27 protein-coding genes are annotated in these 24,841 nt (G+C 73.0%); 18 read left to right on the forward strand and 9 right to left on the reverse strand.

Going from position 1 to position 24,841, the window contains the following annotated elements; genetic code table 11:
* Positions 1-75: 75 nt before the first annotated feature.
* Together ACIGHB_RS07130 and ACIGHB_RS07135 are read right to left on the reverse strand one after the other, a co-directional pair.
* Positions 76-465, reverse strand: coding sequence for a hypothetical protein (locus ACIGHB_RS07130; RefSeq protein WP_360310714.1), 390 nt, complete (start codon positions 463-465; stop codon positions 76-78).
* A 110-nt stretch (positions 466-575) separates the two neighbouring features.
* Entirely contained in the window at positions 576-1,787 is a 1,212-nt protein-coding gene (locus tag ACIGHB_RS07135) for a pyridoxal phosphate-dependent aminotransferase (RefSeq protein ID WP_360310712.1), read from the reverse strand.
* A gap of 127 nt (positions 1,788-1,914) precedes the next feature.
* Between ACIGHB_RS07135 and mptB the strand changes: the two genes are divergently transcribed.
* On the forward strand, positions 1,915-3,315 hold the full coding sequence (gene mptB / locus ACIGHB_RS07140) for a polyprenol phosphomannose-dependent alpha 1,6 mannosyltransferase MptB (RefSeq protein ID WP_399910218.1): 1,401 nt from the start codon (positions 1,915-1,917) through the stop codon (positions 3,313-3,315).
* 28 nt (positions 3,316-3,343) lie between these two features.
* Here mptB and ACIGHB_RS07145 read toward each other — a convergent pair whose 3' ends face one another.
* Together ACIGHB_RS07145 and ACIGHB_RS07150 are read right to left on the reverse strand one after the other, a co-directional pair.
* Positions 3,344-4,951: an amidohydrolase family protein gene (locus ACIGHB_RS07145; RefSeq protein WP_399910222.1), complete on the reverse strand. Its 1,608-nt coding sequence runs from the start codon at positions 4,949-4,951 to the stop codon at positions 3,344-3,346.
* A 10-nt stretch (positions 4,952-4,961) separates the two neighbouring features.
* Positions 4,962-6,230: an amino acid deaminase gene (locus ACIGHB_RS07150; RefSeq protein WP_399910224.1), complete on the reverse strand. Its 1,269-nt coding sequence runs from the start codon at positions 6,228-6,230 to the stop codon at positions 4,962-4,964.
* A gap of 259 nt (positions 6,231-6,489) precedes the next feature.
* Here ACIGHB_RS07150 and ACIGHB_RS07155 point away from each other — a divergent pair, with 259 nt between their 5' ends.
* Genes ACIGHB_RS07155 through ACIGHB_RS07170 form a run of 4 tightly spaced genes read left to right on the forward strand, consistent with a single transcriptional unit; the run spans position 6,490 to position 9,247 of the window.
* Entirely contained in the window at positions 6,490-7,488 is a 999-nt protein-coding gene (locus ACIGHB_RS07155) for a sugar kinase (RefSeq protein WP_399910469.1), read from the forward strand.
* Entirely contained in the window at positions 7,485-8,261 is a 777-nt protein-coding gene (locus ACIGHB_RS07160; RefSeq protein ID WP_360317935.1) for an IclR family transcriptional regulator, read from the forward strand. Before ACIGHB_RS07155 ends, ACIGHB_RS07160 begins: the two co-directional genes overlap by 4 nt.
* Positions 8,254-8,664, forward strand: coding sequence for a RidA family protein (locus tag ACIGHB_RS07165; RefSeq protein ID WP_360317937.1), 411 nt, complete (start codon positions 8,254-8,256; stop codon positions 8,662-8,664). The genes ACIGHB_RS07160 and ACIGHB_RS07165 overlap by 8 nt, the downstream gene beginning before the upstream one ends.
* A gap of 43 nt (positions 8,665-8,707) precedes the next feature.
* On the forward strand, positions 8,708-9,247 hold the full coding sequence (locus ACIGHB_RS07170; RefSeq protein ID WP_399910229.1) for a hypothetical protein: 540 nt from the start codon (positions 8,708-8,710) through the stop codon (positions 9,245-9,247).
* A 7-nt stretch (positions 9,248-9,254) separates the two neighbouring features.
* Here ACIGHB_RS07170 and ACIGHB_RS07175 read toward each other — a convergent pair whose 3' ends face one another.
* Both ACIGHB_RS07175 and ACIGHB_RS07180 read right to left on the reverse strand, forming a co-directional pair.
* The gene (locus ACIGHB_RS07175) at positions 9,255-10,598 is read right to left on the reverse strand and encodes a M14 family metallopeptidase (protein ID WP_360317942.1); all 1,344 of its coding nucleotides are present in this window, start codon (positions 10,596-10,598) and stop codon (positions 9,255-9,257) included.
* Between the two features lie 344 nt (positions 10,599-10,942).
* A complete protein-coding gene (locus ACIGHB_RS07180; RefSeq protein WP_388865749.1) occupies positions 10,943-12,667 on the reverse strand; it encodes a chitinase in 1,725 nt (574 codons plus the stop codon).
* Positions 12,668-13,008: 341 nt separating this feature from the next.
* Here ACIGHB_RS07180 and ACIGHB_RS07185 point away from each other — a divergent pair, with 341 nt between their 5' ends.
* The 12 genes from ACIGHB_RS07185 to ACIGHB_RS07240 all read left to right on the forward strand — a co-directional run bounded on the left by ACIGHB_RS07185 (position 13,009) and on the right by ACIGHB_RS07240 (position 22,341).
* A complete protein-coding gene (locus tag ACIGHB_RS07185; RefSeq protein ID WP_360317948.1) occupies positions 13,009-13,875 on the forward strand; it encodes a hypothetical protein in 867 nt (288 codons plus the stop codon).
* A gap of 121 nt (positions 13,876-13,996) precedes the next feature.
* A complete protein-coding gene (gene cpaB, locus ACIGHB_RS07190) occupies positions 13,997-14,713 on the forward strand; it encodes a Flp pilus assembly protein CpaB (RefSeq protein WP_388865743.1) in 717 nt (238 codons plus the stop codon).
* Between the two features lie 9 nt (positions 14,714-14,722).
* Entirely contained in the window at positions 14,723-15,982 is a 1,260-nt protein-coding gene (locus ACIGHB_RS07195; RefSeq protein WP_360317954.1) for a P-loop NTPase, read from the forward strand.
* A 3-nt stretch (positions 15,983-15,985) separates the two neighbouring features.
* A complete protein-coding gene (locus ACIGHB_RS07200) occupies positions 15,986-16,363 on the forward strand; it encodes a TadE/TadG family type IV pilus assembly protein (RefSeq protein ID WP_399910235.1) in 378 nt (125 codons plus the stop codon).
* On the forward strand, positions 16,360-16,833 hold the full coding sequence (locus ACIGHB_RS07205) for a TadE/TadG family type IV pilus assembly protein (protein WP_399910238.1): 474 nt from the start codon (positions 16,360-16,362) through the stop codon (positions 16,831-16,833). Before ACIGHB_RS07200 ends, ACIGHB_RS07205 begins: the two co-directional genes overlap by 4 nt.
* Positions 16,830-18,185: a CpaF family protein gene (locus tag ACIGHB_RS07210; protein WP_360317963.1), complete on the forward strand. Its 1,356-nt coding sequence runs from the start codon at positions 16,830-16,832 to the stop codon at positions 18,183-18,185. Before ACIGHB_RS07205 ends, ACIGHB_RS07210 begins: the two co-directional genes overlap by 4 nt.
* Positions 18,186-18,194: 9 nt before the next feature.
* Positions 18,195-19,136 (forward strand): type II secretion system F family protein, encoded by a 942-nt coding sequence (locus ACIGHB_RS07215; RefSeq protein ID WP_360317966.1) that lies wholly within the window; start codon positions 18,195-18,197, stop codon positions 19,134-19,136.
* Positions 19,137-19,151: 15 nt separating this feature from the next.
* Positions 19,152-20,039: a DUF5936 domain-containing protein gene (locus tag ACIGHB_RS07220; RefSeq protein WP_360318037.1), complete on the forward strand. Its 888-nt coding sequence runs from the start codon at positions 19,152-19,154 to the stop codon at positions 20,037-20,039.
* A 183-nt stretch (positions 20,040-20,222) separates the two neighbouring features.
* Positions 20,223-20,432, forward strand: a complete 210-nt coding sequence (locus ACIGHB_RS07225; protein ID WP_360317969.1) for a Flp family type IVb pilin — start codon at positions 20,223-20,225, stop codon at positions 20,430-20,432.
* A 65-nt stretch (positions 20,433-20,497) separates the two neighbouring features.
* Complete coding sequence (locus ACIGHB_RS07230) at positions 20,498-21,106, forward strand: hypothetical protein (RefSeq protein ID WP_399910473.1); 609 nt, start codon at positions 20,498-20,500, stop codon at positions 21,104-21,106.
* Positions 21,107-21,120: 14 nt separating this feature from the next.
* Positions 21,121-21,693: a hypothetical protein gene (locus ACIGHB_RS07235; protein ID WP_360317972.1), complete on the forward strand. Its 573-nt coding sequence runs from the start codon at positions 21,121-21,123 to the stop codon at positions 21,691-21,693.
* 9 nt (positions 21,694-21,702) lie between these two features.
* Positions 21,703-22,341, forward strand: a complete 639-nt coding sequence (locus ACIGHB_RS07240) for an OmpA family protein (RefSeq protein WP_399910244.1) — start codon at positions 21,703-21,705, stop codon at positions 22,339-22,341.
* Between the two features lie 50 nt (positions 22,342-22,391).
* Here ACIGHB_RS07240 and ACIGHB_RS07245 read toward each other — a convergent pair whose 3' ends face one another.
* The 3 genes from ACIGHB_RS07245 to ACIGHB_RS07255 form a co-directional block, all read right to left on the reverse strand.
* On the reverse strand, positions 22,392-22,739 hold the full coding sequence (locus tag ACIGHB_RS07245) for a hypothetical protein (protein WP_360317978.1): 348 nt from the start codon (positions 22,737-22,739) through the stop codon (positions 22,392-22,394).
* 2 nt (positions 22,740-22,741) lie between these two features.
* The gene (locus ACIGHB_RS07250; protein WP_399910248.1) at positions 22,742-23,278 is read right to left on the reverse strand and encodes a DUF6232 family protein; all 537 of its coding nucleotides are present in this window, start codon (positions 23,276-23,278) and stop codon (positions 22,742-22,744) included.
* Between the two features lie 105 nt (positions 23,279-23,383).
* Positions 23,384-24,289, reverse strand: a complete 906-nt coding sequence (locus ACIGHB_RS07255) for a hypothetical protein (RefSeq protein WP_399910251.1) — start codon at positions 24,287-24,289, stop codon at positions 23,384-23,386.
* Between the two features lie 155 nt (positions 24,290-24,444).
* On the opposite strand from ACIGHB_RS07255, the gene ACIGHB_RS07260 reads away from it, so the two are divergent.
* Positions 24,445-24,840, forward strand: a complete 396-nt coding sequence (locus tag ACIGHB_RS07260) for a hypothetical protein (protein ID WP_360317986.1) — start codon at positions 24,445-24,447, stop codon at positions 24,838-24,840.
* Position 24,841: the final 1 nt, after the last annotated feature.

Consider the following 24,841-nt stretch of genomic DNA (forward strand, 5'->3'; position numbering starts at 1 on the left):
GGGGCGAACGGCCCGGTGGTGTCCGGGTGGTGGGCGCCCGGGCCGCGCGGTTCGTGCCGCGCGGCCCGGGGCCGTCTAGGGGGCGGGGACCAGGGGGTCCCCGGCCAGCGCCGCGGTGTGCGCGTCCATCCGCCCGGCCGCGAGGATCGCCGCGGCGGTGTCCGCGCGGGAGGCGGCGACGACCAGGGCGCGGCCCGCGAGCGCGTGCGCCTTGCGGTGCAGGGCCTCGGGGGAGGCGCCGCTCAGCCCGGCGTGGCGGGCGGGCGGCGCGCCGCGGAGGCGGGCCACCTCCCGGGCGATCAGCTCGCCGCCTTCGCCGTCGCCGAGCTCGTCGGTCACGGCGAGCAGGGCGGAGAGGTGGCCGGCGAGCTGGATGTCCAGCTCCTCCTCGCGGGAGCGGTGCGGGTACGCACCAGGGTCGCCGGCCGTCGTGTGGACCGACTTGGTGCGGATCGGTTCGTACATGGGGACGGCCTCCTGACTGCTCGGAGACCAGCCTAGCTTAGAATCCGTCTAAAGTTGATTCGGGTCCGGTTCAAGGGCGGGTCAAGACCGGAGAGGGAGGGGCCGGCGCCTCAGGGCTGGCTGTAGCCGTCCAGGAAGCGCCCGATCCGCGTCACCGCGTCCGTGAGGTCCGCCACCGACGGCAGCGTCACGATCCGGAAGTGGTCCGGCTCGTGCCAGTTGAAGCCCGTCCCGTGCACCACCATGATCTTCTCGGCCCGCAGCAGGTCCAGGACCATCTGCCGGTCGTCCTTGACCTTGTAGACGTTCGGGTCGAGGCGCGGGAAGAGGTACAGCGCGCCCTTCGGCTTCACACAGGTCACGCCCGGGATCGAGGTCAGCAGCTCGTACGCCGTGTTCCGCTGCTCCAGGAGCCGGCCGCCCGGCAGGACCAGGTCCTCGATCGACTGCCGCCCCTGGAGCGCGGCGGCCACCGCGTGCTGGGCCGGCATGTTCGCGCAGAGACGCATGTTGGCGAGGATCGTCAGCCCCTCGATGTACGAGGACGCGTGGTGCTTCGGGCCGCACACCGCGAGCCAGCCGGAGCGGAACCCGGCCACCCGGTAATTCTTGCTCATCCCGTTGAAGGTGAGGCAGAGCAGGTCGGGGGCGATCGCGGCGGTCGGGGTGTGGGTCGCCCCGTCGTAGAGGATCTTGTCGTAGATCTCGTCCGAGCAGACGACCAGGCTGTGCCGGCGGGCGATCTCGGTGAGCGCGCGGAGCGTCTCGTCGTCGTAGACGGCGCCCGTCGGGTTGTTCGGGTTGATGATCACGATCGCCTTGGTGCGGTCGGTGATCTTCCGCTCGATGTCGGCGAGGTCCGGCATCCAGTCCGACTGCTCGTCGCAGCGGTAGTGCACCGCCGTACCGCCCGCGAGGGAGACCGAGGCGGTCCACAGCGGGTAGTCCGGGGCCGGGACGAGGACCTCGTCGCCGTCGTCGAGCAGCGCCTGCATCGACATCTGGATGAGCTCCGAGACGCCGTTGCCGAGATAGATGTCCTCGACGGAGAGGTGGATGCCCTTCGTCTCGTAGTGGCTCATCACCGCGCGGCGGGCCGACAGCAGGCCCTTCGCGTCGCCGTAGCCGTGCGCCTCGGAGAGGTTCCGGAGGACGTCCTCCAGGATCGCGGGCGGGCACTCGAAGCCGAAGGCGGCGGGGTTGCCGGTGTTCAGCTTGAGGATGCGATGACCCGCGGCTTCGAGCCGCATCGCCTCTTCGAGCACCGGGCCGCGGATTTCGTAACAGACGTTGGCGAGCTTCGTGGACTGGATCACCTGCATGACGAGAGCTTACGGCGGGCGCGCGGCGCACGCCTCGTGTTCTGGGACACGTCGGGCGCCGCGCCCCCGCCCCCGGGGCCCGCTCCCGTGCGGGAGGCGGCCGGGACGCCAGGTAGGTTGGCTGGTCATGTGGGTGGTGAGTGCTTCCGGATGCCGGTGGCTGGGAGCGGCGGGGTCGCTCGCCGTGGCCGTGGGCGGGTACGCGGCCGGTGCGCTGCCCGTGCTCGGCGGCGGGTCCCTGTGGGCCCCGCGGAGCGGCGGCGCCGAGACGGCCGGAGCCGTCGTCGCGGCGCTCGGACTGACGGTCCTGGTCGCCGCCTGGTGGCGCTTCGGCGTGCTCCTCGCGCGCGGCGCCGCCGGGGGAGCCCTCGGGACGCTCGCCGCGTGGACCGCGCCGCTGCTGCTCGCCCCGCCGCTGCACAGCGCCGACGTGTACAGCTACATCGCGCAGGGCGCGATGGTCCTGGAGGGGTACGACGTCTACGGCGCCGGGCCCTCCGCGCTGGGGCCGGACCAGCTCGGCGCGGACGCGGCGGCGAGCGTCGGCGGGAACTGGACCGACACCCCCGCCCCGTACGGCCCCGTCTTCCTCCTGCTCGCCGAGGCGGTCGTCAAGCTGACCGGCGGCGCCGTCGTCCCGGCCGTCCTGCTGTTCCGGCTGGTCGCCGTCGGCGCCCTGGCGCTCGTCGTGTGGTCCGTGCGCGGGTTCGGGCGCGGCGACGGGGCCCTGTGGCTCGCCGCGCTCAACCCGCTGTTCCTCGTCCACGTCGTCGGCGGCGCGCACAACGACAGCCTCATGATCGGCCTCATGCTCGCCGGCGTGCTGCTCGCCGTGCGCGGGCGGTGGGTCCTCGGCAGCGTGCTCGTCGGCTGCGCCGTGATGGTGAAGTCGCCGGCGGCCGTCGCGCTCCTCTTCGTCGGGGTGATCGTCGCCCGGCGGAGCGGGCTCCTGAAGGGGCTGGTGCTGCCCCCGGCCGTCGCCGGCGCGGTGGCCGCCGGGGCGAGCCTGCTCTCCGGCACCGGCTTCGGATGGCTGGGGACGCAGTCCGTCGCCGGCGCCATCCACACCCCGCTCTCGCTCACCAGCGACCTCGGCCTCGCGCTCGGCACGCTCGTCGCGGACGGCCCCCAGCCGGTGAAGGGCGTGGTGCAGCAGCTGGGGCTGCTCGCCGCCGTCGCGATCATCGCGGTGCTGGCGTGGCGCGCCTACCGGGGCCGGATCGACCCCGTCCTCGGGCTGGGGTACGGGCTCGTCGCGCTCGTCGCGCTCTCGCCGATGGTGCAGCCCTGGTACCTGCTGTGGGGCACGGCCGTCGTCGCGGCCGTCGCCTGGCACAGCCGGGCCGGGCAGGTGCTCGCCGTGCTCTCGGCGGCGCTGGTGTACGAGACCCAGCCCGCCGGCCACACCCCCTGGTACGGCTTCGTCGCCGCCGGGCTCGTCCTCGCGCTCGGCCTCCTCTGGCTCCGGCGGGAGCGGTGGCCCTCGACCGCCGTCCCGCCGGCACCGCTGCCGGCGCGGGCCGGCTAGGGCCTGTCCGGCGGATCATGGCCGGGCCCTAGAGCGGCGTCCGCCGGATCGCCCGCCCCGCGAGGACGCCCGTGCGCCGCCCGTCCTCGATCACGAAACGCCCGCCGACGAGCACGTGCGGGATGCCGGTCGGCGGTGTGCGCGGGGCGTCGTACGTGGCTCCCGCCGCGACCGTCGCCGGGTCGAAGAGCACCAGGTCCGCCACGTACCCCTCCCGCACCAGACCCCGGTCGGGCAGCCGCAGCCGGGCGGCGGGACGCGAGGTCAGATGGGCCACGCACTCCTCCAGGGAGAGCACGCCCTCCTCGCGCACATAGCGGCCCAGGTACTCGGGGAAGGTGCCGTACGCGCGCGGATGCGGCTTGGCGCCCTGGAGGATGCCGTCCGAGCCGCCGGTGTGCGCCCGGTGGCGCATGATCGCCCGGACGTTCTCCTCGTGGCCGACGTGCTGGAGGATCGTCGAACCGAGCCGGTCGGCGAGCAGCAGCTCGCGCGCCTGGGCCCAGGAGCCGAGGCGCCGTCCCACCCACTGAGCCAGGGACGGGTCGGAGACCCCCGAGATCTCGATCGTCGACCAGTCGGCCGGCACGCCGTGGCAGCCGTCCGAGCCGGTCACCTCCAGGTCGTGCCGGATCCGCTCCGCCGCCGTCCCGTCCGCGAGCCGCCCGAGGACCGCCTCCGGGCCGCCCTCCTGCGCCCACGACGGCAGCAGCGCGAGCAGGGTCGTACAGCCGGGGGTGTACGGGTACGTGTCGAGGCTGAGGTCGCAGCCCGCGTCCAGCGCCCGGTCGAGCAGGGCCAGCAGCTCCGGCGCCCGGCCCTCGTTCTCCCCGAAGTTCAGGGTGGCGTGCGCGAGGTGGAGCGCGCAGCCCGCCTCCCGGGCGAGCGCGATCATCTCCTCGTACGCGCGCAGCGCCCCCGCCCCGTAACTGCGGTGGTGCGGGCAGTAGTAGCCGCCGTACGCGGCCACCACCCGGCACAGCTCGGTGAGCTCGGCGTCGGGGGCGTACATGCCGGGGGTGTACGTCAGTCCGGAGGACATCCCGACCGCGCCCTGCTCCAGGCCCTCGGCGACCAGCCGGCGCATCCGGTCCAGCTCGGCGGGGGTCGCCTCCCGGTCGGCCCAGCCCATCGCGTACATCCGGACGGTGCCCTGCGGGACGAGGTAGGCGGCGTTCACCGCGATGCCCTCGCCGCCGTGGGCGCCGTCGAGCCGGTCGAGGTACTCGCCGACCGTCCGCCAGTCCAGGTCGACGCTGGTGTCGCCGGGGCCGCCGCCGTTCCAGCCGGCGATCGCCCGCCGGACCTCCTCCCGGGTGCGCTCGTCCACGGGCGCGTACGACAGGCCGTCCTGGCCCAGCACTTCGAGGGTCACGCCCTGCGCGGCCTTCGCGCTGTGGTCCGGGTCGCGGAGCAGCGCGAGGTCGCTGTGGGCGTGCATGTCGACGAAGCCGGGGGCCAGGACCAGGCCCTCCGCGTCGACGATCCGGGTGCCCGTCGGCCGCTGGCAGCCGGCCGCCGCGGCCTCCTTCACGATCGAGACGATCCTGCCGCCCGCGACCGCCACGTCGGCCCGGTAGGAGGGCGCGCCGGAACCGTCGACGACCTCGGCGTCCCGGAAGACCAGATCCGTCATCCCGGCCCGCTCAGAAGAAGGTGCGGACGTAGTCGACGACCGTGCCGTCCGCCTCGACCAGCGGGATCAGCTGCCACTTGTCGAAGGAGGTGCACGGATGCGACAGGCCCATGCCCACCCAGTCCCCGACCTCCACGTCCGCGCCGTCCTCGGTGCGCAGCCAGGCGTGCTGGTCGGACAGGGCGGTCACGGTCACCCCGTCGGCCGGGCGGATCTCGCCCGTCCGGGCGTCCCGCACCACCTGCGCCTCCGGCAGGTGGAGGTCGTGCGCCGCGTCCCGCTTGCCCGCGTTGGTGAACGCCTGCCCGGCGGACGGCCGCGACACCACCTGCGACCAGAGGCGGAAGGCCGGCTGGAGGACGCCCTCCTCGGGGATCCGGTTGAACGGCGTCTTCTCCCGGTACTGGCCGTCGTCGTGCGAGACGTACGCGCCCGAGCGCAGCAGCTTCAGGACGGGCAGGGAGAGCGCGGGGATCTCCGCGAAGACGTCGGCGACCGCGTCGAACCAGGCGCTGCCGCCCGCGCTCACCACGATCTCGCCCGCCTCGGCGGCGAACCTGCCGTCCTTGTCGAAGGCGGCGGCGAGCCCGGTCAGCCGGCGCAGCCAGCCGCGGACCGAGTCGCCGTCGGCGCCGGGCACCTCGGCCTCGTAGCCAGCGACGCCGACCAGGCGGAGGGTCGTGGTCGCGGCGATCGCGTCGGCGACCGCCACGCACTCCGCCTCGGTACGCGCCCCGGTACGGGCCCCGTCGCCGGCGCCCAGCTCCACCACCACGTCCAGCGGCCGGCGGGCCCCGGCCGCGCGCAGCGCCTCGTCCATCAGCTCGACGCCGCGCACCGAGTCGGCGTAGCAGACGAGCCGGAACTCCGGGTGCGCGTCCAGCTCGGCGGAGAGCCAGCGCAGGGCCACCGGGTCGACGACCTCGTTGGCCAGGAAGATCCGGTCGACGCCGTGGGCGCGGTAGACCCGGACCTGGTGGGGGACGGCGGCGGTGATGCCCCAGGCGCCGTGCTCGATCTGGCGGCGGAAGAGGACAGGCGCCATGGAGGTCTTGCCGTGCGGGGCGAAGGCGAGGCCGTGCCGCTCCGCGTACTCCTCCAGGGCGCGCAGGTTGTGCTCGACGGACTCGGCGGAGAGCGCGAGGACCGGGGTGGTGAAGCCGCCGGTGAAGAGGGAGCGGCGCTGGGCGGCCAACTCGCCGACGGTCAGGCCGTCCGCGTCCGGCGGCAGGCCCTTGAACCGGTGGTCGACGCGCTCGCCCGACAGGTCGGTCGGCATGATCCCTCCTCCATGGCGTTGCGTTGTGTGCAACGCTCATTGCGTATATCGCTCACGGCTGTCTAACATCCGGGCCGAGGCCGGGTCAATGGACCGAAGCCGTGACCAGTAGACCCGCAGACCGCAGACCGCAGACCCGCAGCCCCTTAGACCCGCAGACCCGTGGATCCGCAGACCCGTGGATCTCCCAGACCCGCAGACCCGCAGGAGCGTGACCGTGGCCGGACCACCCCCCGAGGTCGTCTGCGTCGGCGAGTCCATGGTGACCTTCCTGCCCTCCCGGCCGGGCCGCCTCGCCGACGTCCCCGCCTTCACCCGCGCCGTCGGCGGAGCCGAGTCCAACGTCGCCTGCGCCCTCGCCGCCGCCGGCCACCGCGCCCGCTGGGTCGGCCGGGTCGGCACCGACGGCTTCGGCGACCACCTGCTCGACACCATCGCAGCGTACGGAGTCGACGTCCGCTCCGTCCGCCGCGACCCGCACCGGCCCACCGGCGTCTACTTCCGCACCGACGCCGACCGCGCCACCGACGCCCACGAGGTCGTCTACTACCGGGCCGGCTCCGCCGCCTCCGCGATGGACCCCGCCTCCGTCCCGTACGGCACCGTCGCCGGCGGGCGGATCCTCCACCTCACCGGCATCACCGCCGCGCTCTCGCCCGGCTGCCGCGCCCTGCTGTACGAGCTGACCGCGCCCCGCGCAGGCCGCCCGCTGGTCTCCTTCGACGTCAACCACCGGCCCGCGCTCTGGCGCGACGGCGGCGCCCCGGAGGTCCTGCTCGACCTCGCGAACCGCGCCGACCTCGTCTTCGTCGGCGCGGACGAGGCCGGACGCCTCTGGAACACCCCCGGCCCCGGCGCCGTCCGCGCCCTCCTCCCGGCACCCCGGCTCCTGGTGGTCAAGAGCGGCGACGGCCCCGCCCTCGCCCACGAGCGGCCCGCGGACGGGGCGGCCGACACGGTCACCGCCGTCCCCGCCCCCCGCGTCGACGTCGTCTCCACCGTCGGCGCCGGCGACGCCTTCGCCGCAGGATTCCTCTCCGCCACCCTCCGCGGCCTGCCCGCGCGCGACCGCCTCCGCCACGGACACCTCGCCGCCGCCGCGGCCCTCACCGTCCCCGGAGACCTCGCCGCCCCGCCCCGGCGCGCCCACGCGGACCGCCTCGCCGCACTCGACGCCGCCGCCTGGGGGAGACTGCACCTCGGCCCCGGGTGGACGACCGCCGGCACGGAGGCCGACGAGGAGGTACGTACCGGATGAGCCAGACCGTCGACCGCGCGCTCAGCATCCTGCCGCTGCTCGCGCAGGGCCCCGCCGACCTGGGCCAGGTCGCCGACCGCCTCGGCGTGCACAAGTCGACCGCCCTGCGGCTGCTGCGCACCCTCCACGAGCACGGCCTCGTCTACCGGCAGCAGGACCAGCGCTACCGCCTCGGCGCCCGCCTCTTCGCCCTCGCCCAGGAGGCCGTCGAGAACCTCGACGTCCGCGAGATCGCCCACCCGCACCTCGCCGCCCTCAACGAGCGCACCGGCCACACCGTCCACCTCGCCGTCCACGAGGACGGCGAGGTCCTCTACATCGACAAGGTCGAGAGCCGCTACCCCGTCCGCATGTACTCGCGGATCGGCAAGCCCGTCGCGATCACCGTCGCCGCCGTCGCCAAGCTCCTCCTCGCGGACCTGCCCGAGCCCGAGCGGCGCGCGCTCGCCGCCAAGCTCGACTACCCCCGCTACACGCCCCGCTCGACCCCCGACGCCGCCGCCTTCCTCCAGGAGCTGGCGACCGTGCGCGAGCAGGGCTGGGCCACCGACCTCGGCGGCCACGAGGAGTCCATCAACTGCGTCGCCGCCCCCGTCCGGGGCGGCGACGGGCGGGTCGTCGCGGCCATGTCGGTCTCCGCGCCCAACGTCGTCGTCACCGCCGAGGAACTGCTCGCCCTGCTCCCGCTGGTGCGCCGCACGGCGGAGGCGATCAGCCGCGACTACTCCGGCACCACCCCACCGAAGGAAGCAGAGGCATCCGCTGATGAGTGAGAAGACCGCGATCACCCCGGCCACCCACACCGCCCCGCCCGCGAAGTTCTCGCACGGCGTCCGCAAGGGCAACATCCTCCAGGTCGCCGGCCAGGTCGGCTTCCTGCCGGCCGTCGAGGGGCAGCCGCCGACGCCGGCCGGCCCGACCCTGCGCGAGCAGACCCTCCAGACCTTCGCCAACGTCAAGGCCATCCTGGAGGAGGGCGGCGCGAGCTGGGACGACGTGATGATGATGCGCGTCTACCTCACGGACGTGGACCACTTCGCCGAGATGAACGCGCTCTACAACCAGTACTTCGAGGAGCAGGACCTCAAGGCCCCGCCGGCCGCCCGCACCACGGTCTACGTCGGCCTGCCCAAGGGACTCCTCATCGAGATCGACGCGCTCGCCGTCCTCGACTGAGCCCGCTTGCCCCGCTCACAGGGGCGTCGGCCATACTGCCGCCGTGGAGCAGAGCAACGGACCCATACAGCAGCCCCTGCGCGCCGCTTCGGCCGACCCGGGCTTCATCCCCGGCCTCACGGGAGCGGCGAGCCCCTTCAAGGACGCCGTGCCCGGGCGCCCGGTGCAGGACGCGCCCGAGGAGACGGTGCGGGACGCCGTCCCCGAGACCGAGGCCGAGACCGAAGTCGAGGCCGCAGCCGAAGTCGAGGCTGAGGCGGAGGCCGACGCCGAGGACGTGGCGCGGCCCGCGCCGGGTGACGGGCCCTCGTTCGAGGCCGCCGACCGGCGCGGGCGGATCGTCGCCGACGCCGAGGGCGTGCGGCTGAGCTACGACGAGGAGGCGTGCGAGTTCCGCTGGGACGAGCTCGCCGCCGTCGAGAGCGAGAAGGGGCGGTTCGGCAAGCGGTTCACCGTCACCGTGCACACCCCTGACCGGCGCTGGTACCCGATCGAGATCATCGCGCCGGACAGGGGGCACATCGCGGGCTGGGAGGCCGAGCTCGACGCCGTCCTCGACGCCTACTTCGACGAGGCGTCCTGACGTCGGGTCAGCTCGCGCAGTACTGCGCCTGCTTGCCGATCGACCGGTACATGCAGTCCGCGTTCTCCAGGAGCTGGAGCACCGCGTCCCGGTTGCGGCTCGTCTCGCGCTCGATCACCTCGTCCGGCGGGTAGAAGCCGCCGTTCCAGGACGAGGCCGGGTACATCTCGAAGGTGTACCCGAAGATCTTGTGCGCGCCCCAGAGGTAGTCGTCGATCGACCCGTCGGTGATGTAGAGGTCGCTCGACTGCTCGGCGGTGTAGCCGTTGCTCGCCGCCATGCTCCGGCCGACCGCGGCGAAGGCGTCGCGGTCGTCCTGGGTCATGCCCGGCGCGGTGTCCGCGTACGTCCAGCCGAACGGCCACAGCACCAGCTCGCTGTACGTGTGGAAGTCGACGCCGGCCTTGATCTGCTGCTTGCCGCCGACGACCCGGGAGCGGACGAAGTCGGCGACGACCTTCACCTCGGGGGCGGACTCGGGGGCGGCGCCCCGGTAGGTGTCGGAGCCCTTGGAGCCGGAGGAGCCGCCGCAGCAGCCCCACTTGTAGTCCCAGTTCCGGTTCATGTCGGTGCCGATGGCGGAGGAGCCGGCGTTGGGCTGCCGGTTCTTGCGCCAGCTGCGGTAGGAGCCGGTGGCGATGTCGTACTCGCCGCCGTCCGGGTTGAGGTCCGGCACGATCCAGATCTCGCGCCCGTTCACGGCGTTGGTGACCCGGGAGTCGGAGCCGTACCCCGCGCCCAGCTCGCGCAGCAGGTAGAGCGCCATCTCGACGGTGAGGTGCTCACGGGCGTGCTGGTGGTGGGTGAAGAGGACCTCCGGCTCGTTCTCGTCCACGGCCACGTTGTCGCTGATCTTGATGGCGACGATGTCGCGGCCCTGGTAGCTCTTGCCGATGACCCGCTTGCTCATGATCGACGGGTACGCGGCGAGCCGCTGGTCGATCTCCGCCGTCATCTCGGCGTAGTTGTGGTACCTCGCGTCGGCGGAGGGGAAGTCGAGCGGGCCGAGGGAGGACCGGGCGGGCTCGCCCCGGTCCGGCGGGGCCGGGAGGGCAACGTACTTGTAGCCGAGGGCCTTGAGCCGCTCCAGCTGGGGGCCGTCGGCGCTGACCACGACCGAACGGGCGTCGACCTCGTCGATCGAGACGCCGGTGGCGGCGAGCGCGGTGCGGGCGGCGGGGGTGGAGGGCCCGGCGATCTCGTACTGCCGGATCACCTCCTCGCCGCCGCGGCGGGGGGTCGGCGCGTCGGCGCCGGCGGAGGGGGCGAGGGCGGAGAGGGGCGCCGCGAGGGCGAGCGCCACGAGGGCCGCGAGGGTGGCGGACCTTCTGCCGCGTCGGGGACGTCGCATGGTGTCTCCTGGGTGGGGAGTGTGGGGGAGTGCGACAACAGGTGCGGGTGTCCGGGGCACATGGTGAGGCCATGTCATGGACGGGTCAAGGTAGGGGGTTCGGCCATGATCGGGCCGGGACGGGGGGCCCGGCCATGATCGGCCCACGCTAGGCGACCGCCCCCGGGGACGCGGCGAGGCGCCGCCGGAAGACCGGCGACGCCTCGCGGGAAGGGTCCGTCAGGGTGACGGGCCCGTGGGGGGAACCGTCCGGGTCATGGAGCCCGTACCGGGTCACGGAGCCCGTACCGGGGTACGGGATCCGCTCGGGTACGGGCTCCGCTCGGGTGCGGGCTCCGCCGGGGTTACGGCAGGCCGTGGACGTGCGGGCCGACCGCGTTCGACCAGGCGTTGCCGGCCGTCGCGTCCCAGTTGGTCGACCAGGTCATCGCGCCCCGCAGGGTCGGCCACGCCTGGGCGGGCTTGAAGGTGCCGCAGCCGGTCAGCTTCGTCAGGCAGTCGAGCGCGTTGTTCACGACCGAGGGGGCGACGTAGCCGCTGCCCGCGCCCCGCGTGGAGGCGGGCACGCCCAGGCCGACCTGGGACGGGTCGAGGCCGCCCTGGATCTGGATGCAGGCGAGCGCGGTGAGGAAGTCCACCGAGCCCTGGCTGTACACCTTGCCGTCGCAGCCCAGCATCGAACCGCTGTTGTAGTACTGGGTGTTGACGACCGTGAGGATGTCCTTCACGGCGAGCGCGGTCTTGAAGTACTCCGTGCCCGTGTTCTGCATGTCGATGGTCTGCGGCGCCATCGTCAGGACCATCTTCGGGCCCGCCAGGGCGGACAGCTGGCGCAGCGCCTTGGTCAGGTAGGTGGAGTTGATGCCGTGTTCGAGGTCGATGTCGATCCCGTTGAAGCCGTACTCCTGGAAGAGCGCGTAGGCGCTGTTCGCGAAGGCGGTGGCGCTGGCGTCACTGTTGATCGTGACGTTGCCCTTCTCGCCGCCGACCGAGATGACCACCGACTTGCCGGCCGCCTTCTTGGCCGCGATGTCGGCCTTGAAGTCGGCGACCGAGGTGTAGCCGACGGCGGGGTCGAGGTTGAAGACGATCTGGCCCGGGGTGGCCGTCGAGTCGGCGAACGAGACCGCGATGATGTCGTACGCGGCCTGGACGTCCCGCAGCTTCTGCTTGGCGGCGCCGTTGTCGAAGTTCTGCCAGTAGCCGGTGACCGCGTGCTTCGGGACGGCCGGGTTGTCCCCGCCGCCCCCGCCGGTCTTCGCCGTACGGGCGCTCACCGCGGCCGACTTGGCGGACTCGCCGGCCGTGTTGGTGGCCGAGACCTGGAAGGAGTACGCGGTGTCGGCGGTGAGGCCGGTGACGGTCGTGGCGGTGCCGCTGACGGTCGCCGCGAGGGCGCCGTCCCGGTACACCTTGTAGCCGGTCGCGCCGGAGACCGCGTTCCAGCTCAGCGGGACGGCCGTGGTGGTGGGGGTGCCGGCGGCGAGCCCGGCCGGGGTCGCGGGGACGACCGGGTCGGGGTCCTGGCCGCCGCCCCCGTCCGGCCCGAAGACGCTCACGTCGTCCACGAAGTAGGCGGCGGTGCCGTACCACCCGTGGGTGAAGATCTCGACCGAGGTGGTCGAGGCGCCGGTGGTGAAGGTGGTGGTCAGCTGCTTCCAGGACGGCGAGTCGGGCGTCCACGTGGAGACCGAGCCGGTGCCGGTCCCGGTGCCGCTCGCGCCGAGGTAGGCGTACCCGCCCTGCACCCAGGCGCTCAGCGTGTAGGTGGAGTTCGGCTTCACGGTCACGGTCTGCACGCACTTGGCGTTGTCGAGACCGGCGGGGAGCGCCTTGAGGGCGCCGGCGCCGGTGCGGGCCGGGGTGGCGACGGCGGTGCCGCTGCCGGCCGAGCAGGCCCAGTTGGCCAGGCCGTTCTCGAAGCCGGCGTTGCGAGCGTTGTTCACGTCGGCGGCGAGCGCGGTGCCGGTGCCGCCGACCAGGGCGAGCCCGGATCCGACGGCGAGAGCGAGCGCTCCGCCGAGCCAGCGACGCGCGGCCGGGCGGGTGGTGGTGCGGTCCACGTGCATCCTCCGGTGGGGGAGTCGGGAGCTGGAGGTGCCGTACGTCGTCGTACGGGGGAACTGCGGTCAGGGAATGGGGATCGGGAGGTGGCCACCACCGTCGTCGCACCAAGTTGGTCCAGACCAATTGTGTTGTCAAGACCTCTGACACAGACCGCCGCCCGGCGGAGCCCCGCACTCCGGTGACAGGAAAGGGGGGGGGGAGTTGACGGATTGTGTGTTCAGAACCCCGGTCCGCGTGGATAAGGTGCAGAACAGTCGTGATGTACGGCCCCCGGGGCCCGCGGGCCGCGAGGCCGGCCGGGCCGGGAAAGCCGGAGGGGGACGGGAAGGCGGGGGACCACCACGTGCCGACAGCGATCGCGGTCACCGGGGCCGATCTCGTACTCCCGCCCGCCGACCCGCAGACACCCAACGCCGCCGTCCTCGCCGACCCCGCGGCCCGCGGCCTCGACGACTCCGTCACCGAACTCCGGCGGCTCGTCGACCGCTTCGGCCACGTCCTCGTCGTCTGCCCCGCCGCCGCCCCGCCCGCCGTCGCCCACCGCCTCCACACCGTCCGCGGGCTCCTGGAGAGCGACCGCATCGCCCTGGTCAGGACCGACCTGCCGCCGCTCGGCACCGCCGTCCTCGTCCGCCAGCTCCGCCAGCTCTCCGCCTGCGACTTCAGCCCCGGCGTCCTCGCCTCCGCCGCCCGGCTCCTTGCCCACTACATCTACGCGGGCGCCGTCCTCGGCTCCGTCTCCCGCCTCGACCGCGTCCCCGTCACCCTCGGCTCCCACCTCAAGAGCTGGCTCCCCGGCGCCCACTTCGCCGTCCTCGCCGGACCCACCCCCCGGATCGTCCGCGTCGGCGCCGACGAGACCGCCTTCACGGGACCCGAGTTCACCACCCGCCTCCTGATCGCCCGCGGCCAGCTCGCCACCGAGTGGCCCGCCACCGCCCTCGCCCCCCGCTGGTCCGTCGCGGGCCCCGTCGAGGAGACCGCCCTGCCCGCCGGATCCCCCGCCTGGTGGGGCACCCCCAAGCTCGTCGAGTTCGCCGCGTACCTCCCCGACCTGCCCGTCCTCCACCAGCTCGTCGCCTCGGTGCGCCGCGAGACCTGCCACTGGTGCGGCATGGAACTCATCGGCGACCGCTGCGGCTTCTGCGCGGCCCCGCTCGCCGCCCCGCTCCCGGCCCCGCTCCCCGCCCAGGCCGGACCCGCCCGATGACGGCCGCCTCCGACCGCCGACGACCTCCGACGACCTCGGGCGCCCCGACGAACCCGCACCCGCCCACGCACGCGCCCGCCCACCCGCACCCGCCCACGCCCCCGACCCAGGAAGACCGGCCATGAACTCCCGCCAGCGCCGCGGCGTCATCCTGCTGCTGCTCTCCGTCCTCTGCGCCCTCGGCGCCTTCGCCGGCGTCCTCGCGGTCATCAGCGACGTGAACGCCAAGGTCGGGCCGGAGACCACCGCGTACCGGGTCAAGAAGGACGTCAGGCCCTACGAGCGGCTCGCGGCGAGCTCCTTCGAGAAGATCACCATGCCCGAGCGCTGGCTCTCCGGCACCGCCGTCACCGACCTCGCCCAGATCGACGGGAAGATCGCCGTCACCACTCTCAAGAAGGGCTCGCTCCTCCAGCAGGACATGATCGTCCCCCGGCCCGAACTCCGCCCCGGCGAGCAGGAGATCGCGATCATGATCGACGCCGCCACCGGCGTCGCCGGCAAGATCACCCCCGGTGCCACCGTCAACATCTACGCCACCTTCGACGGCGACAAGAAGGACGAACCCAGCCAGTCCCGGCTCCTCGTCGCCGCCGCCCGCGTCATCGACGTCGGCAAGCTGACCTCCATCAACGCCACCGGCACCGCACGCGCCACCCGCGCCACCGAGGCCGTCCCCATCACCTTCGCCCTCTCCGCCCAGGACACCCAGCGCGTCGCCTACGCCGAGTCCTTCGCGGAGCACGTACGCCTCGCCCTCGTCGCCCCCAGCGCCGACGGCGCCCCCGCCCAGCCCGCCCCCGGCGACCGCACCTACACGCTCGACAAGGACAAGTGAGGCCCGGCCATGCCCACCAGGATCCTGCCGGCCGTCGGCGACCCCGACGCCGCCCGGGCCGTCGCCACCCTCCTCGGCCAGCTCCCCGACGCCGAGCCCGCCCCGCCCGTCCCCGACTCCACCCAGCTCGTCGACGTCCTCGCCCGGCTCGCCGCCGAATCCCTCGACGCGCTCCCCGAGGTCGTCCTCGTCCACGAACGGATCGGCCCCGTCCCCGCCCTCGACCTCGTCCGCGAGGTCGCCCTCCGCTTCCCCGCCGTCGGCGTCGTCCTCATCACCTCCGACTCCGGCCCCGGCCTGCTCTCCGCCGCCATGGACGCCGGCGCCCGCGGCCTCGTCCCCCTCCCGCTCGGCTACGAGGAACTGGCCGTCCGCGTCCAGGCCGCCGCCCAGTGGTCCGCCGGCTTCCGCCGCCACCTCGGCGGCGGCGCCGCCGAACTCACCGCGGGCCCGGGCGGCACCCTCGTCACCGTCAGCGGCGCCAAGGGCGGCGTCGGCACCACTCTCACCGCCGTCCAGCTCGCCCTCGCCGCCCGTGCCGCCGGCCGCACCGTCGCCCTCGTCGACCTCGACCTCCAGAGCGGCGACATCGCCTCCTACCTCGACGTGCAGTTCCGCCGCTCCGCCGCCGACCTCGCCACCATCGCCGACATCTCGCCCCGCGTCCTCCAGGACGCCGTCTACGTCCACGAGACCGGCCTCTCCCTCCTCCTCGCCCCGGCCGAGGGCGAACGCGGCGAGGAGGTCACCGACCGCGCCGCCCGCCAGATCGTCAGCGCCCTGCGCGCCCGGCACGAGGTCGTCGTCGTCGACTGCGGCGCCCGCCTCGACAGCGCCAACGCCGCCGCCGTCGAGATGGCCGACACCGCCCTCCTCGTCACCACCCCCGACGTCATCGCCGTCCGCGCCGCCAAACGGACCGTCCGCATGTGGGAACGGCTCCAGGTCCGCAAGGCCGAGGCGAGCGTCGCGGTGGTGAACCGGCACGCCCGCTCCTCCGAGATCCAGCCCGCCCTCGTCCAGAAGATCACCGGCACCCGCATCGCCGGCGTCACCGTCCCCGCCGCCTTCAAGGAACTCCAGGCCGTCGTCGACGCCGGCCGCCTCCACGAACTCGACGCCCGCTCCACCGTCAAGCAGGCCCTCTGGGCCCTCGCCGGCGAACTCGGCCTCACCGGCCCCCCGGCCGCCCCCGCCCCCGGCCGCCAGCTCGCCCGCGCCGGCGACCGCGGCTCGCTGGGGCTGCGGCGGCGCGGCGGAGGACGCTGAGCCATGGACGGGCAGCGGGGACGCGGCGACCGGGGCCAGGTGGCGGTGGAGTTCACCGGCATGGTTCCGGTGATCCTGCTGACCCTCGCGCTGCTGTGGCAGGTCGTGCTCGTCGGGTACACCTTCACCCTGGCGGGGAACGCGGCGGACGAGGCGGCGCGCGCCGCCGCCGTGGACGGCGACTGCGACGGCGCCGCCCGCAGGCACCTCGACGGGGCGTGGGCGGGGGCCGCCGTGCACTGCCCGGGGGCGGCGTCCGGCGGCATGGTCACCGTGACGGTCGAGGTCCCCGTCCCCGTCCTCTTCCCCGGCCTGGGCTCCTTCGGCGCGATCCCGGCCACGGCCGGCGCCGTCCACGAGGGGTCGGTGGAGACGCCGTGAACCGGAAGAGGGTGGGGCGGGCCGCCGCGCGGCCGGGCGGTACGGGCCTGCCGGGCGACGCCCCTCGGAGCCGTACCGCGTCTTGTCCTTCCCGCCGGGACCGGGGCCAGGCGGCCATCGAGTACCTCGGCTTCCTGCCCCTCCTGCTGATCGTCGGGCTCGCCGGACTCCAGCTCGGACTGGCCGCCTACGCGGCGCAGCAGGCGGGGACGGCGGCGCGGGCCGCCGCCAGGGCGGCGACCAGGGACGTGGCGCCGGGGAAGGACCCGCTCGATCCGGAGGCGGCGGCGGAAGCGGCCGTGTCCGGATGGATCGACCTCAGCGTCACCGGTGGCGAAGGCGGCGGCGAGTACACCGCGACCGCCGAGGTCCGCGTCCCCCAGGTCGTCCCCTTCTGGACCTTCGGCCCGGTCAAGAAGACCGCCACCATGCCCCTGCCCCAGACCCCGGAGGAGGACGAGGTCCCATGAGCCTGCGCGCCCGCATCCACCACGCCGGTGACGACCCGCGCGCCCTCGGCCCCGGCGGGGGCCGGGAGGACGGCCACCTCGTCGCGTCCTTCCGGGCCAAGCTCCTGGAGGAGATCGACCTCACCGAGATGTCCGCGCTCGCGGCGGCCGAGCGCCGGGCCCGGCTCGAACGCGTCCTCGGGCACATCATCAGCCGCGAGGGCCCGGTCCTCTCCACCGCCGAACGCGGCCGGCTGATCCGCCGGGTCGTCGACGAGGCCCTCGGCCTCGGCGTCCTCGAACCGCTCCTCGAAGACGCCTCCATCACCGAGATCATGGTCAACGGCCCCGACCAGATCTACATCGAGCGCGGCGGCCGGGTCGAACTCCTCCCGCTCCGCTTCGCCTCCCACGAGCAGCTGATGCAGACCATCGAGCGGATCGTCTCCACCGTCAACCGCCGCGTGGACGAGTCGAACCCGATGGTCGACGCCCGCCTCCCGTCCGGCGAACGCGTCAACGTGATCATCCCGCCGCTCTCCCTCACCGGCGCCACGCTCACCATCCGCCGCTTCCCCCGCGCCTACACCCTCCACGAGATGATCGGCCTCGGCTCGCTCGACGAGCAGATGCTGATGCTCCTGTCCGGCCTGGTCCAGGCGAAGTTCAACATCATCGTGTCCGGCGCCACCGGCACCGGCAAGACGACCCTCCTCAACGCCCTCTCCGGCCTCGTCCCCGAGGGCGAGCGGATCATCACCATCGAGGACTCCGCCGAGCTCCAGCTCCAGCAGTCCCACGTCATCCGCCTCGAAGCGCGCCCCCCGAACATCGAGGGCCGCGGCCAGGTCACCATCCGCGACCTCGTCCGCAACTCGCTTCGGATGCGCCCCGACCGGATCATCGTCGGCGAGGTCCGCGGCGGCGAGACCCTCGACATGCTCCAGGCCATGTCCACCGGCCACGACGGCTCCCTCGCCACCGTCCACGCCAACGCGGCCGAGGACGCCCTCATGCGCCTCCAGACCCTCGCCTCGATGTCCGAGGTCAAGGTCCCCTTCGAGGCGCTGCGCGACCAGATCAACAGCGCCGTCGACGTCCTCGTGCAGCTCACCCGGCACCCCGACGGCACCCGCCGCGTCACCGAGATCGCCATCCTCGCCTCGCACGGCCGGGAACGCTTCCTCCTCGCCACCGTCTGCCACTTCCAGGCCGAACCCCTCTCCGCCGACGGGCGCGTCCACGGCCGGTACGTCCACCACCCGCTCCCGCGCCGCGTCGCCGAACGCCTCTACATGGCCGGTCAGCCCATACCGCCCGCCTTCGGCGTGGCCGCCGACGAGGGTGCGCTCGCCACCCGGGAAGCGAACTAGGAGCGCCCGATGACCGACCCCTTCTGGCTGACGGCCGGCGCGGCACTGCTCGCCTGCGTCCTCGGCGTCGCCGGCGTCCAGGTGTACGCGAACGGGGCGCGGCGCCACGCGGCGCTCGTCGCCCGCCTCGACGACACCGCCGCGCCCGAGGCGACCGGCAGGCGGCGGCGCCGCTTCCCCGCCCTGGACCGGCGGGTCCGGGCCACCGCCCTCGGCCGCAACCTGGAGCGCCGGATCGCCGCGACGGGACTCGACGTGACGCCGGGCGAGTTCACGGTCGCGCTCGGGGCGTCGGTGGCCGTCCTCTGGACCATCGGCCAGGCCGCGCTCTCCCCCTTCTTCGGCCCGATCTGCGGCCTGCTGGGGATATGGATGGCGCTCGGCTACCTCGGCTGGCAGCGGCAGAAGCGCATCGAGCGGTTCATCAACCAGCTGCCGGAACTCTCCCGCATCCTGGCCAACGCCACCCAGGCCGGGCTCGCCCTCCGCATGGCGATCAGCCTGGCGGCGGACGAGATGGAGTCCCCGGCCGGCGACGAACTGGAGAAGGTGGCCCAGCAACTGGCCGTCGGCACCTCCCTGGACGACGCCCTCGCCGAACTGGCCGAACGGCTCCCGTCCCGCGAGCTCGTCGTCCTGGTGACGACCCTGGTCCTCGCCAACCGGGCCGGCGGCACCGTCGTCTCCTCGCTCCGCAACCTCACCGACACGCTGGAGCAGCGCAAGGAGACCCGGCGCGAGGTCCGCACCCAGCTCTCCCAGGTGAGCATGACGGCGTACGCGGTCCCGGTCATCGGCTTCGGCTCGCTGCTGCTCATCGACAACATGCAGCCGGGCGCGCTGGACCGGATGACCGGTTCGCCGCTCGGGCAGGGCGCGGTCGTGATCGCCTGCGCGCTGTACGTCCTCGGCTTCGCCGTCATCCGCCGCTTCTCGAAGATCGACGTGTAGGGACTGGTACGGATGCTGGAACTGGCCCTCGCCCTCCTGGCCGGCCTCTCGGTCGCCGGCTTCGCGTACGGGCTCCGCCTCTACCGCGCCGACGCCCGGCTCCCCGACGACCTCCGCCTCGCCCTGGAGGTCGGCGCGACCCGCACCGGGGCGGTCGACTCCGCCGTGGACCGCCTCGGGATGCGCTGGTCCCCGGCGGTCCTGCGCTGGATGGGCCCGAAGCGGGTCGGCGCGGTCCGCCGCCGCATCGACCTGGCGGGCAACCCCGGGGGCCTCACGATCGACCGCTACGGCGCGCGGCGCGCGGTCTACGGCTTCCTGGGCGCCCTCGGCGGCCTCCTGATGCTCACCCGGGGCTCGTACGTCACGGCGGCGCTGCTCTTCGCGTTCGGGGCGTTCTGGACGGAGGTCGGCATCTGGTCGGCGGTCCGCATCCGCAAGGACCAGATCGAGCGCACCCTCCCCGACTTCCTCGACGTCCTCGCGGTCGTCGTCTCGGCGGGCCTCGGCTTCCGCCAGGCGCTGGAGCGGGTCGCGGACAAGTACGCGGGCCCGTGGTCAGACGAACTCCGCATCACCCTGCGCCAGATGGACATGGGCGTCACGCGCCGCCAGGCGTTCGACGAACTCCGCCGCCGCAACGACTCGGAGCAGGTGGCGCAGTTCGTGACCGCGCTCCAGCAGGGCGAGGAGCTGGGCGCGCCGATCGTCGACACGCTCATCCAGATCGCCGAGGACATGCGCCGCACGGACGCGCAGAACGCCCGCCGCAAGGCGGCGAAGGCGGTGCCCAAGGCGACGATGGTCATCACGACGCTGATGGTCCCGGCGACGATGATCCTCCTCGGCGCGGGCCTCTTCCTGGGCACGGGGACGGACCTCGGCTCGATCGCCGGCGAGTGAGGCGGCCCCCGATGTCACTTCCCCCAACTCTCCCCGAGACCCGCACTCCAGGCCATACCCTGCCGGAGTACAAGGTCCCGCCCATGCCACGATCTGACGAACGACCCCAGGGACCCTGTGCACCACGGGAACCACGGGCGTACCGTGCGACTGCGCAAGCGTCAGACCGCGGAGGGGACCACGATGAACGACGCGCTGCTGAAAGCCCTGACAAAGGCCCGACTCCACTGGTCGACCCGGGGGGACCGGGGCCAGACGGCGGTGGAGTATTTGGGGATCATTGTGGTGGTGGTGGCGATTGTGGTGGCGATCACCGGGACGGATATCGGGCAGTCGATCCTGACAGCGATCAAGCAGAAGATCGGCGACTTGACCGGTGGTGGCGGAGAGTAGCTGTATCCCTTTCGCCTATCGATCGTGGTCAGGCATTTCCCGCCTACATCGCCGTGATCGCGGGGGTGTTGTTCTTGGCGCTTGTCTATTTCGCAGTGGGTCAGGCTGCAGTCCTGCGCAACGCGGCGCAGACGGCAGCGGATGCGGCGGCATTGGGGGCAGCTTATGACGCTCGGGATCAGCTACGCGATGGCTGGGTCGGCGTGATCAGCGATCCAGATCAGTGGCAACTGTTCGTTGAAGGCAAAGCGTTGGTTGACGGCGACGTAGCTTGCCAGAGGGCGGTCGATCTCGCTGCTGACAACGATGCTGACGTCGATGAATGCTCGCTGGCGGGCCTCGGATTCCAGGTAGCGGTACACACCAGAGAAACCGTGGGCGAGTCGGTTGTTCCGGACACGGCGACGCACCAGGCCATCGCCACTGCACAGGCTGTGATCGAGCCGCGTTGCTCGTTCAGTCCCCCTGAGCCTCCAGCGGACCCTGAGCCTACGACGGAGCCGAGCCCGACATCGTCTGCCGAGCCCGAGCCCGAGCCCGAGCCCGAGCCCGAGACTGAGCCGATTCTGGGCCTTGTGTGTGATGGAGAGGCCCTGGCCATCGATCCGGAAGAGCCCGTCCTGCCTGAGGCGGATCTCCTGTTCCACGTTCGACTGACCGGCGACAACCAGTGAAGGAAGCGGACTCGATGATCATTGCACGTGGGAGAGGAGGGTTCATCGCCCTGGCGGTGATGGCAACCTTGGCCGTTGCCGGCTGTGGCGCCGATACGGAACCCCATGCATCGCAGAAGCCGACTGCGTCGGCGCAACCGTCCCAGCAACCGACGTCCACTCAGGACGAGCTGCCCAGGGAGGAGCCGTCAGAGCCACTGCTGGTCGCCAAGGGGCAGAAGGGGCTCGAAATCGAAGTCACAGAAGCAGAGCGTGACGCGGGAGGCTTTCTCACGATCAAGGGGCGCTTGAAGAACACCTCCGACGGGGTGAGCGCAATCCCGGCTCAGACCAGCGGCAACGAAACCGAGGTCGTAAAGCACGGGCAGTCGCTTGGCGGTGCCACACTTGTGGACTCACTCGGCAAGAAGCGCTACTACGTCCTGCGCGACACGGACGGTCGCCCGTTGACCACGGCAGGTTTCTCAACGCTCGGCCCCGGCAAGTCCACCGCCGTCTTCATGCAATTCCCCGCACCCCCCGCCTCCACCACCGAAGTCTCCTTCCAGCTGCCCACCTTCGAGCCCGCCACGCTGAAACTGTCCTGAGGTGACGTCATGACTAGGACGACGACTACAGGGCGACGACGCAGAATGGCCGTGGTGGCGACCGTGGTGGTCGTCACGGTGTGGGGCGCTGGGGGAGGGGTCGCGAGCGCCGACGATCCGCCCGGCAGCACCACTTCCTCCGCGCCGCCCGCCATCGACTCCAACTCGCCGGGGCTCATGCTGCCCGACGGCGCGACGCTCGCGGCGGCCAAGGTGCTCGACATCAAGCAGATCGTCGAGGAGGAGGGCGGCGAGCAGCGGCGCGAGGACACGAACGTGGACGTGACGTTCGCGCTTCAGGCCGAGGTGCTGTTCGCGAAGAACAGCGCCAAGCTCAGCCCCGACGCCACCGCCCGCATCCGGGCCATCGCGGGCGAGGTGCGGACGCAGGGGTCCGGGCGGGTGCGGGTGTTCGGGTTCACCGACAACCTGGGGACGTACGAGCACGGGCTGAGGCTCTCCAAGGAGCGGGCCGTCGCCGTGCAGCAGGTGCTCGCGCGGGAGCTGGACCCGGGGACCTCGTACGACATCCGCGGTTACAGCGAGGACTACCCGATCGCCGACAACCGCACCGAGGAGGGGCGGAAGAAGAACCGTCGCGTGGAGATCTCGTTCCCGCGGACCGTTCCGCCTCCCGCCGCTCCCTGAGCGAGGGAAGGGCCGCCCGCCGGCGCAACCGGCAGGCGGCCCTTCGCGCGTCAGGCGCCGAGCGCCGCCAGCAGTGCCTGGACCGCCGCCACGACCGGGCCGCCCACCGTGCCCACGAGCGCCGCGATGCCGGCGATGCGGGTGAGCGGACCCTCCAGCTCGGCACGGGTGGCGCCGGGGTCGAGGTCCGCCGCGGCCGCGTCGAGTTCCGCGCGGCGCGTGTCGTCGAGGTGGGTGCGGAGTCCTTCGATGGCCGCGAGGAGGTCGTCGAGGGCCGTCGCCGGGGCGGCCGACGCGGCGTTGACCGTCTTGCCGCCGGCCACGATGTCGCCGGAGCCGGAGTGGTTCGCGCTGCCGATGCTGCCCGCGCCGTACTGGTGGATCTGATCGCTGCTCATCGTCACCCTGCCTGGATGTTGCCGTGGCCGTAGTGGTTGGCCTGTCCGATGCTGTTGGCGCCGTACTGCTGGATGATGTCCCCGTGGTGCACGGCGTGCTGGACGTAGAAGACCTTCTGGGCGTCGTCGGGCTTGCCGATCGCCTTGGTGATCTCCAGGACCAGGTGGTCGATCTCGCTCTTCTCGGTGCTCCAGACGGTGTCCCGCTGGGTGCCGGCCGTGTTCACGATCAGGCCGTACAGGACCGGGAGGTCCGGCTGCCGCACCTTGACGACGAGCCGCCAGATCATCAGGCCGACGACGACGGCGACCAGCAGGTACAGCGCGTCGTTCTTGAGGCCGCTCGCGACGGCCGTGCCGATGACGGCGACGAGCCAGATCCGGGCGATGCCGACGATCAGGTCCTTGGTGATCTTCTTCTTCACGGGCACGAGGCGGCGCTGTCCCACATGGGAGATGTTCCGCAGGGGGTAGGCGTCACCGCCGACCCATAAAGACCCGGTGTGGATCTGTACCTCTACCGGGCTGTGACGTGCCATGCGCGTCCCCTTCCCCTTCCCCAGTCAAAACCGGTGGTTCACTCTAGCGGAGCAAGGACCGGTTTCTGTTGGCTCAAATGCGGCGGAGGGAGCGGGCGTTGGGCCTCATCGGTCGAGGTCCGCCAGCGCCGCCCGTACCGCCGCCGTCATCCGGTCCGGGCGCGTGAAGACCTCCCGGGCGGTGAAGCGCAGCACCCTGCGGACCTCCGGGCAGGACTGGAGCGCGTTGAAGCGGGCGACGTCCCGCTCGTGCGCCCGGCGCGTGCCGTGGTACGCGTAGCCCTCCACCTCCACCGCGAGGCCCACCGTCCGGAAGAGGAAGTCCGGGTGGAGGACCCGGCCCTCGGGCGTCCGCAGCGGCGGCTGGCACTCGGGGACGAGACCGGTGTCGGCCATCCGCAGGCGCGCGACCGTCTCCGCGGGGGAGCCCGCGGCGGGGTCGGTCAGCGGCAGCCACGCGCGGGCGCGCGGAGCGCCCGGCCGACGGACGGACAGCTGCGCGACCAGCTCCTCGTACCGGACCAGCGGGTCTCTGCGTACGCCGTCGACGACCCGGCGGGACAGCGCCGAGTCCGCCGCCACCACCGCCTCCTCCCTGCTCCCGCACGTCCGTATCAGGTCGGCGACCGTCCGCGCGGCCGTCGTCGTCCGCAGGCCCCGGCGCAGGCAGACGTCCTCCGGCGGGAGCGACGCCCGGGAGCGGGCCGGCGCGGCCGACCCGGCGGGCGCGGCCGACCCGGCGGGCGTGGCCGGGGCGGTCAGGAGCTCGATCCGGTGGAGGCGGGCCGCCGTGCCGTGGCCGGCGACCCGCCGCGGGCGCAGCAGCTGGAGCGCCGTCTCCCGGACCCGCCAGTCCGTCTCCTTGCCGGGTACCGCCCACGCTCCCCGGCAGATCCGCTGCCAGCCGTCCCGCCGCAGACGCGCGGCGAGCCGGCCCGGCGGCCAGCCCGCCGCGAGCGCCCAGACCGTCAGGAGCACCCCGCCCCGGGCGAGGATCGCCAACTCGTACATACGCGCAACGATGCACGGAAGACCGATACTTCGCCCACGCCTGTGGAAAACCCATCGAAAGTTGTCCCCAGGAAAACGTAAAAGTGTCAGGACGGCAGGCCGGGGGAGGAGCATTCTGGACCGAAACACCACAACGTTCCCGGGGCAGGGCCGCGATGCAGCACACCAGTCCTCAGACCACGACCGACAGACCCGTCACCACGCCGGGCGTGCAGCTCGTCCACGATCTCGTCGTCCACGTCCCCGGCTTCCGGGGCGCGTACGACAGCCACGTCTTCCGGCAGGGCGGGGTCCTGCCGCACGTCTTCTTCTGGGACGTCGTCCAGGGCACGGTCCACTCCTATCTGGCGGAAGGGGCGGAGCCCGACTGGCGGCGCACCCTCGACTTCCTGGAGGAGCGGTGCGGGCGCGGTGACACCGGCGTCGACGAGGTGATCGTCACCTCCTTCCTCGGCGACCTGCCGTCCCCGCAGGAGCCCGGTCACGGCATCGTCGGGCATCTCGGCCCCGTCCTCGCGGCGAGGTTCGGGCGCATGAGGCCCCAGGGCTGAC

The organism is Streptomyces sp. NPDC085460, assembly GCF_044541975.1.
In the GTDB taxonomy this organism is placed as follows: domain Bacteria; phylum Actinomycetota; class Actinomycetes; order Streptomycetales; family Streptomycetaceae; genus Streptomyces.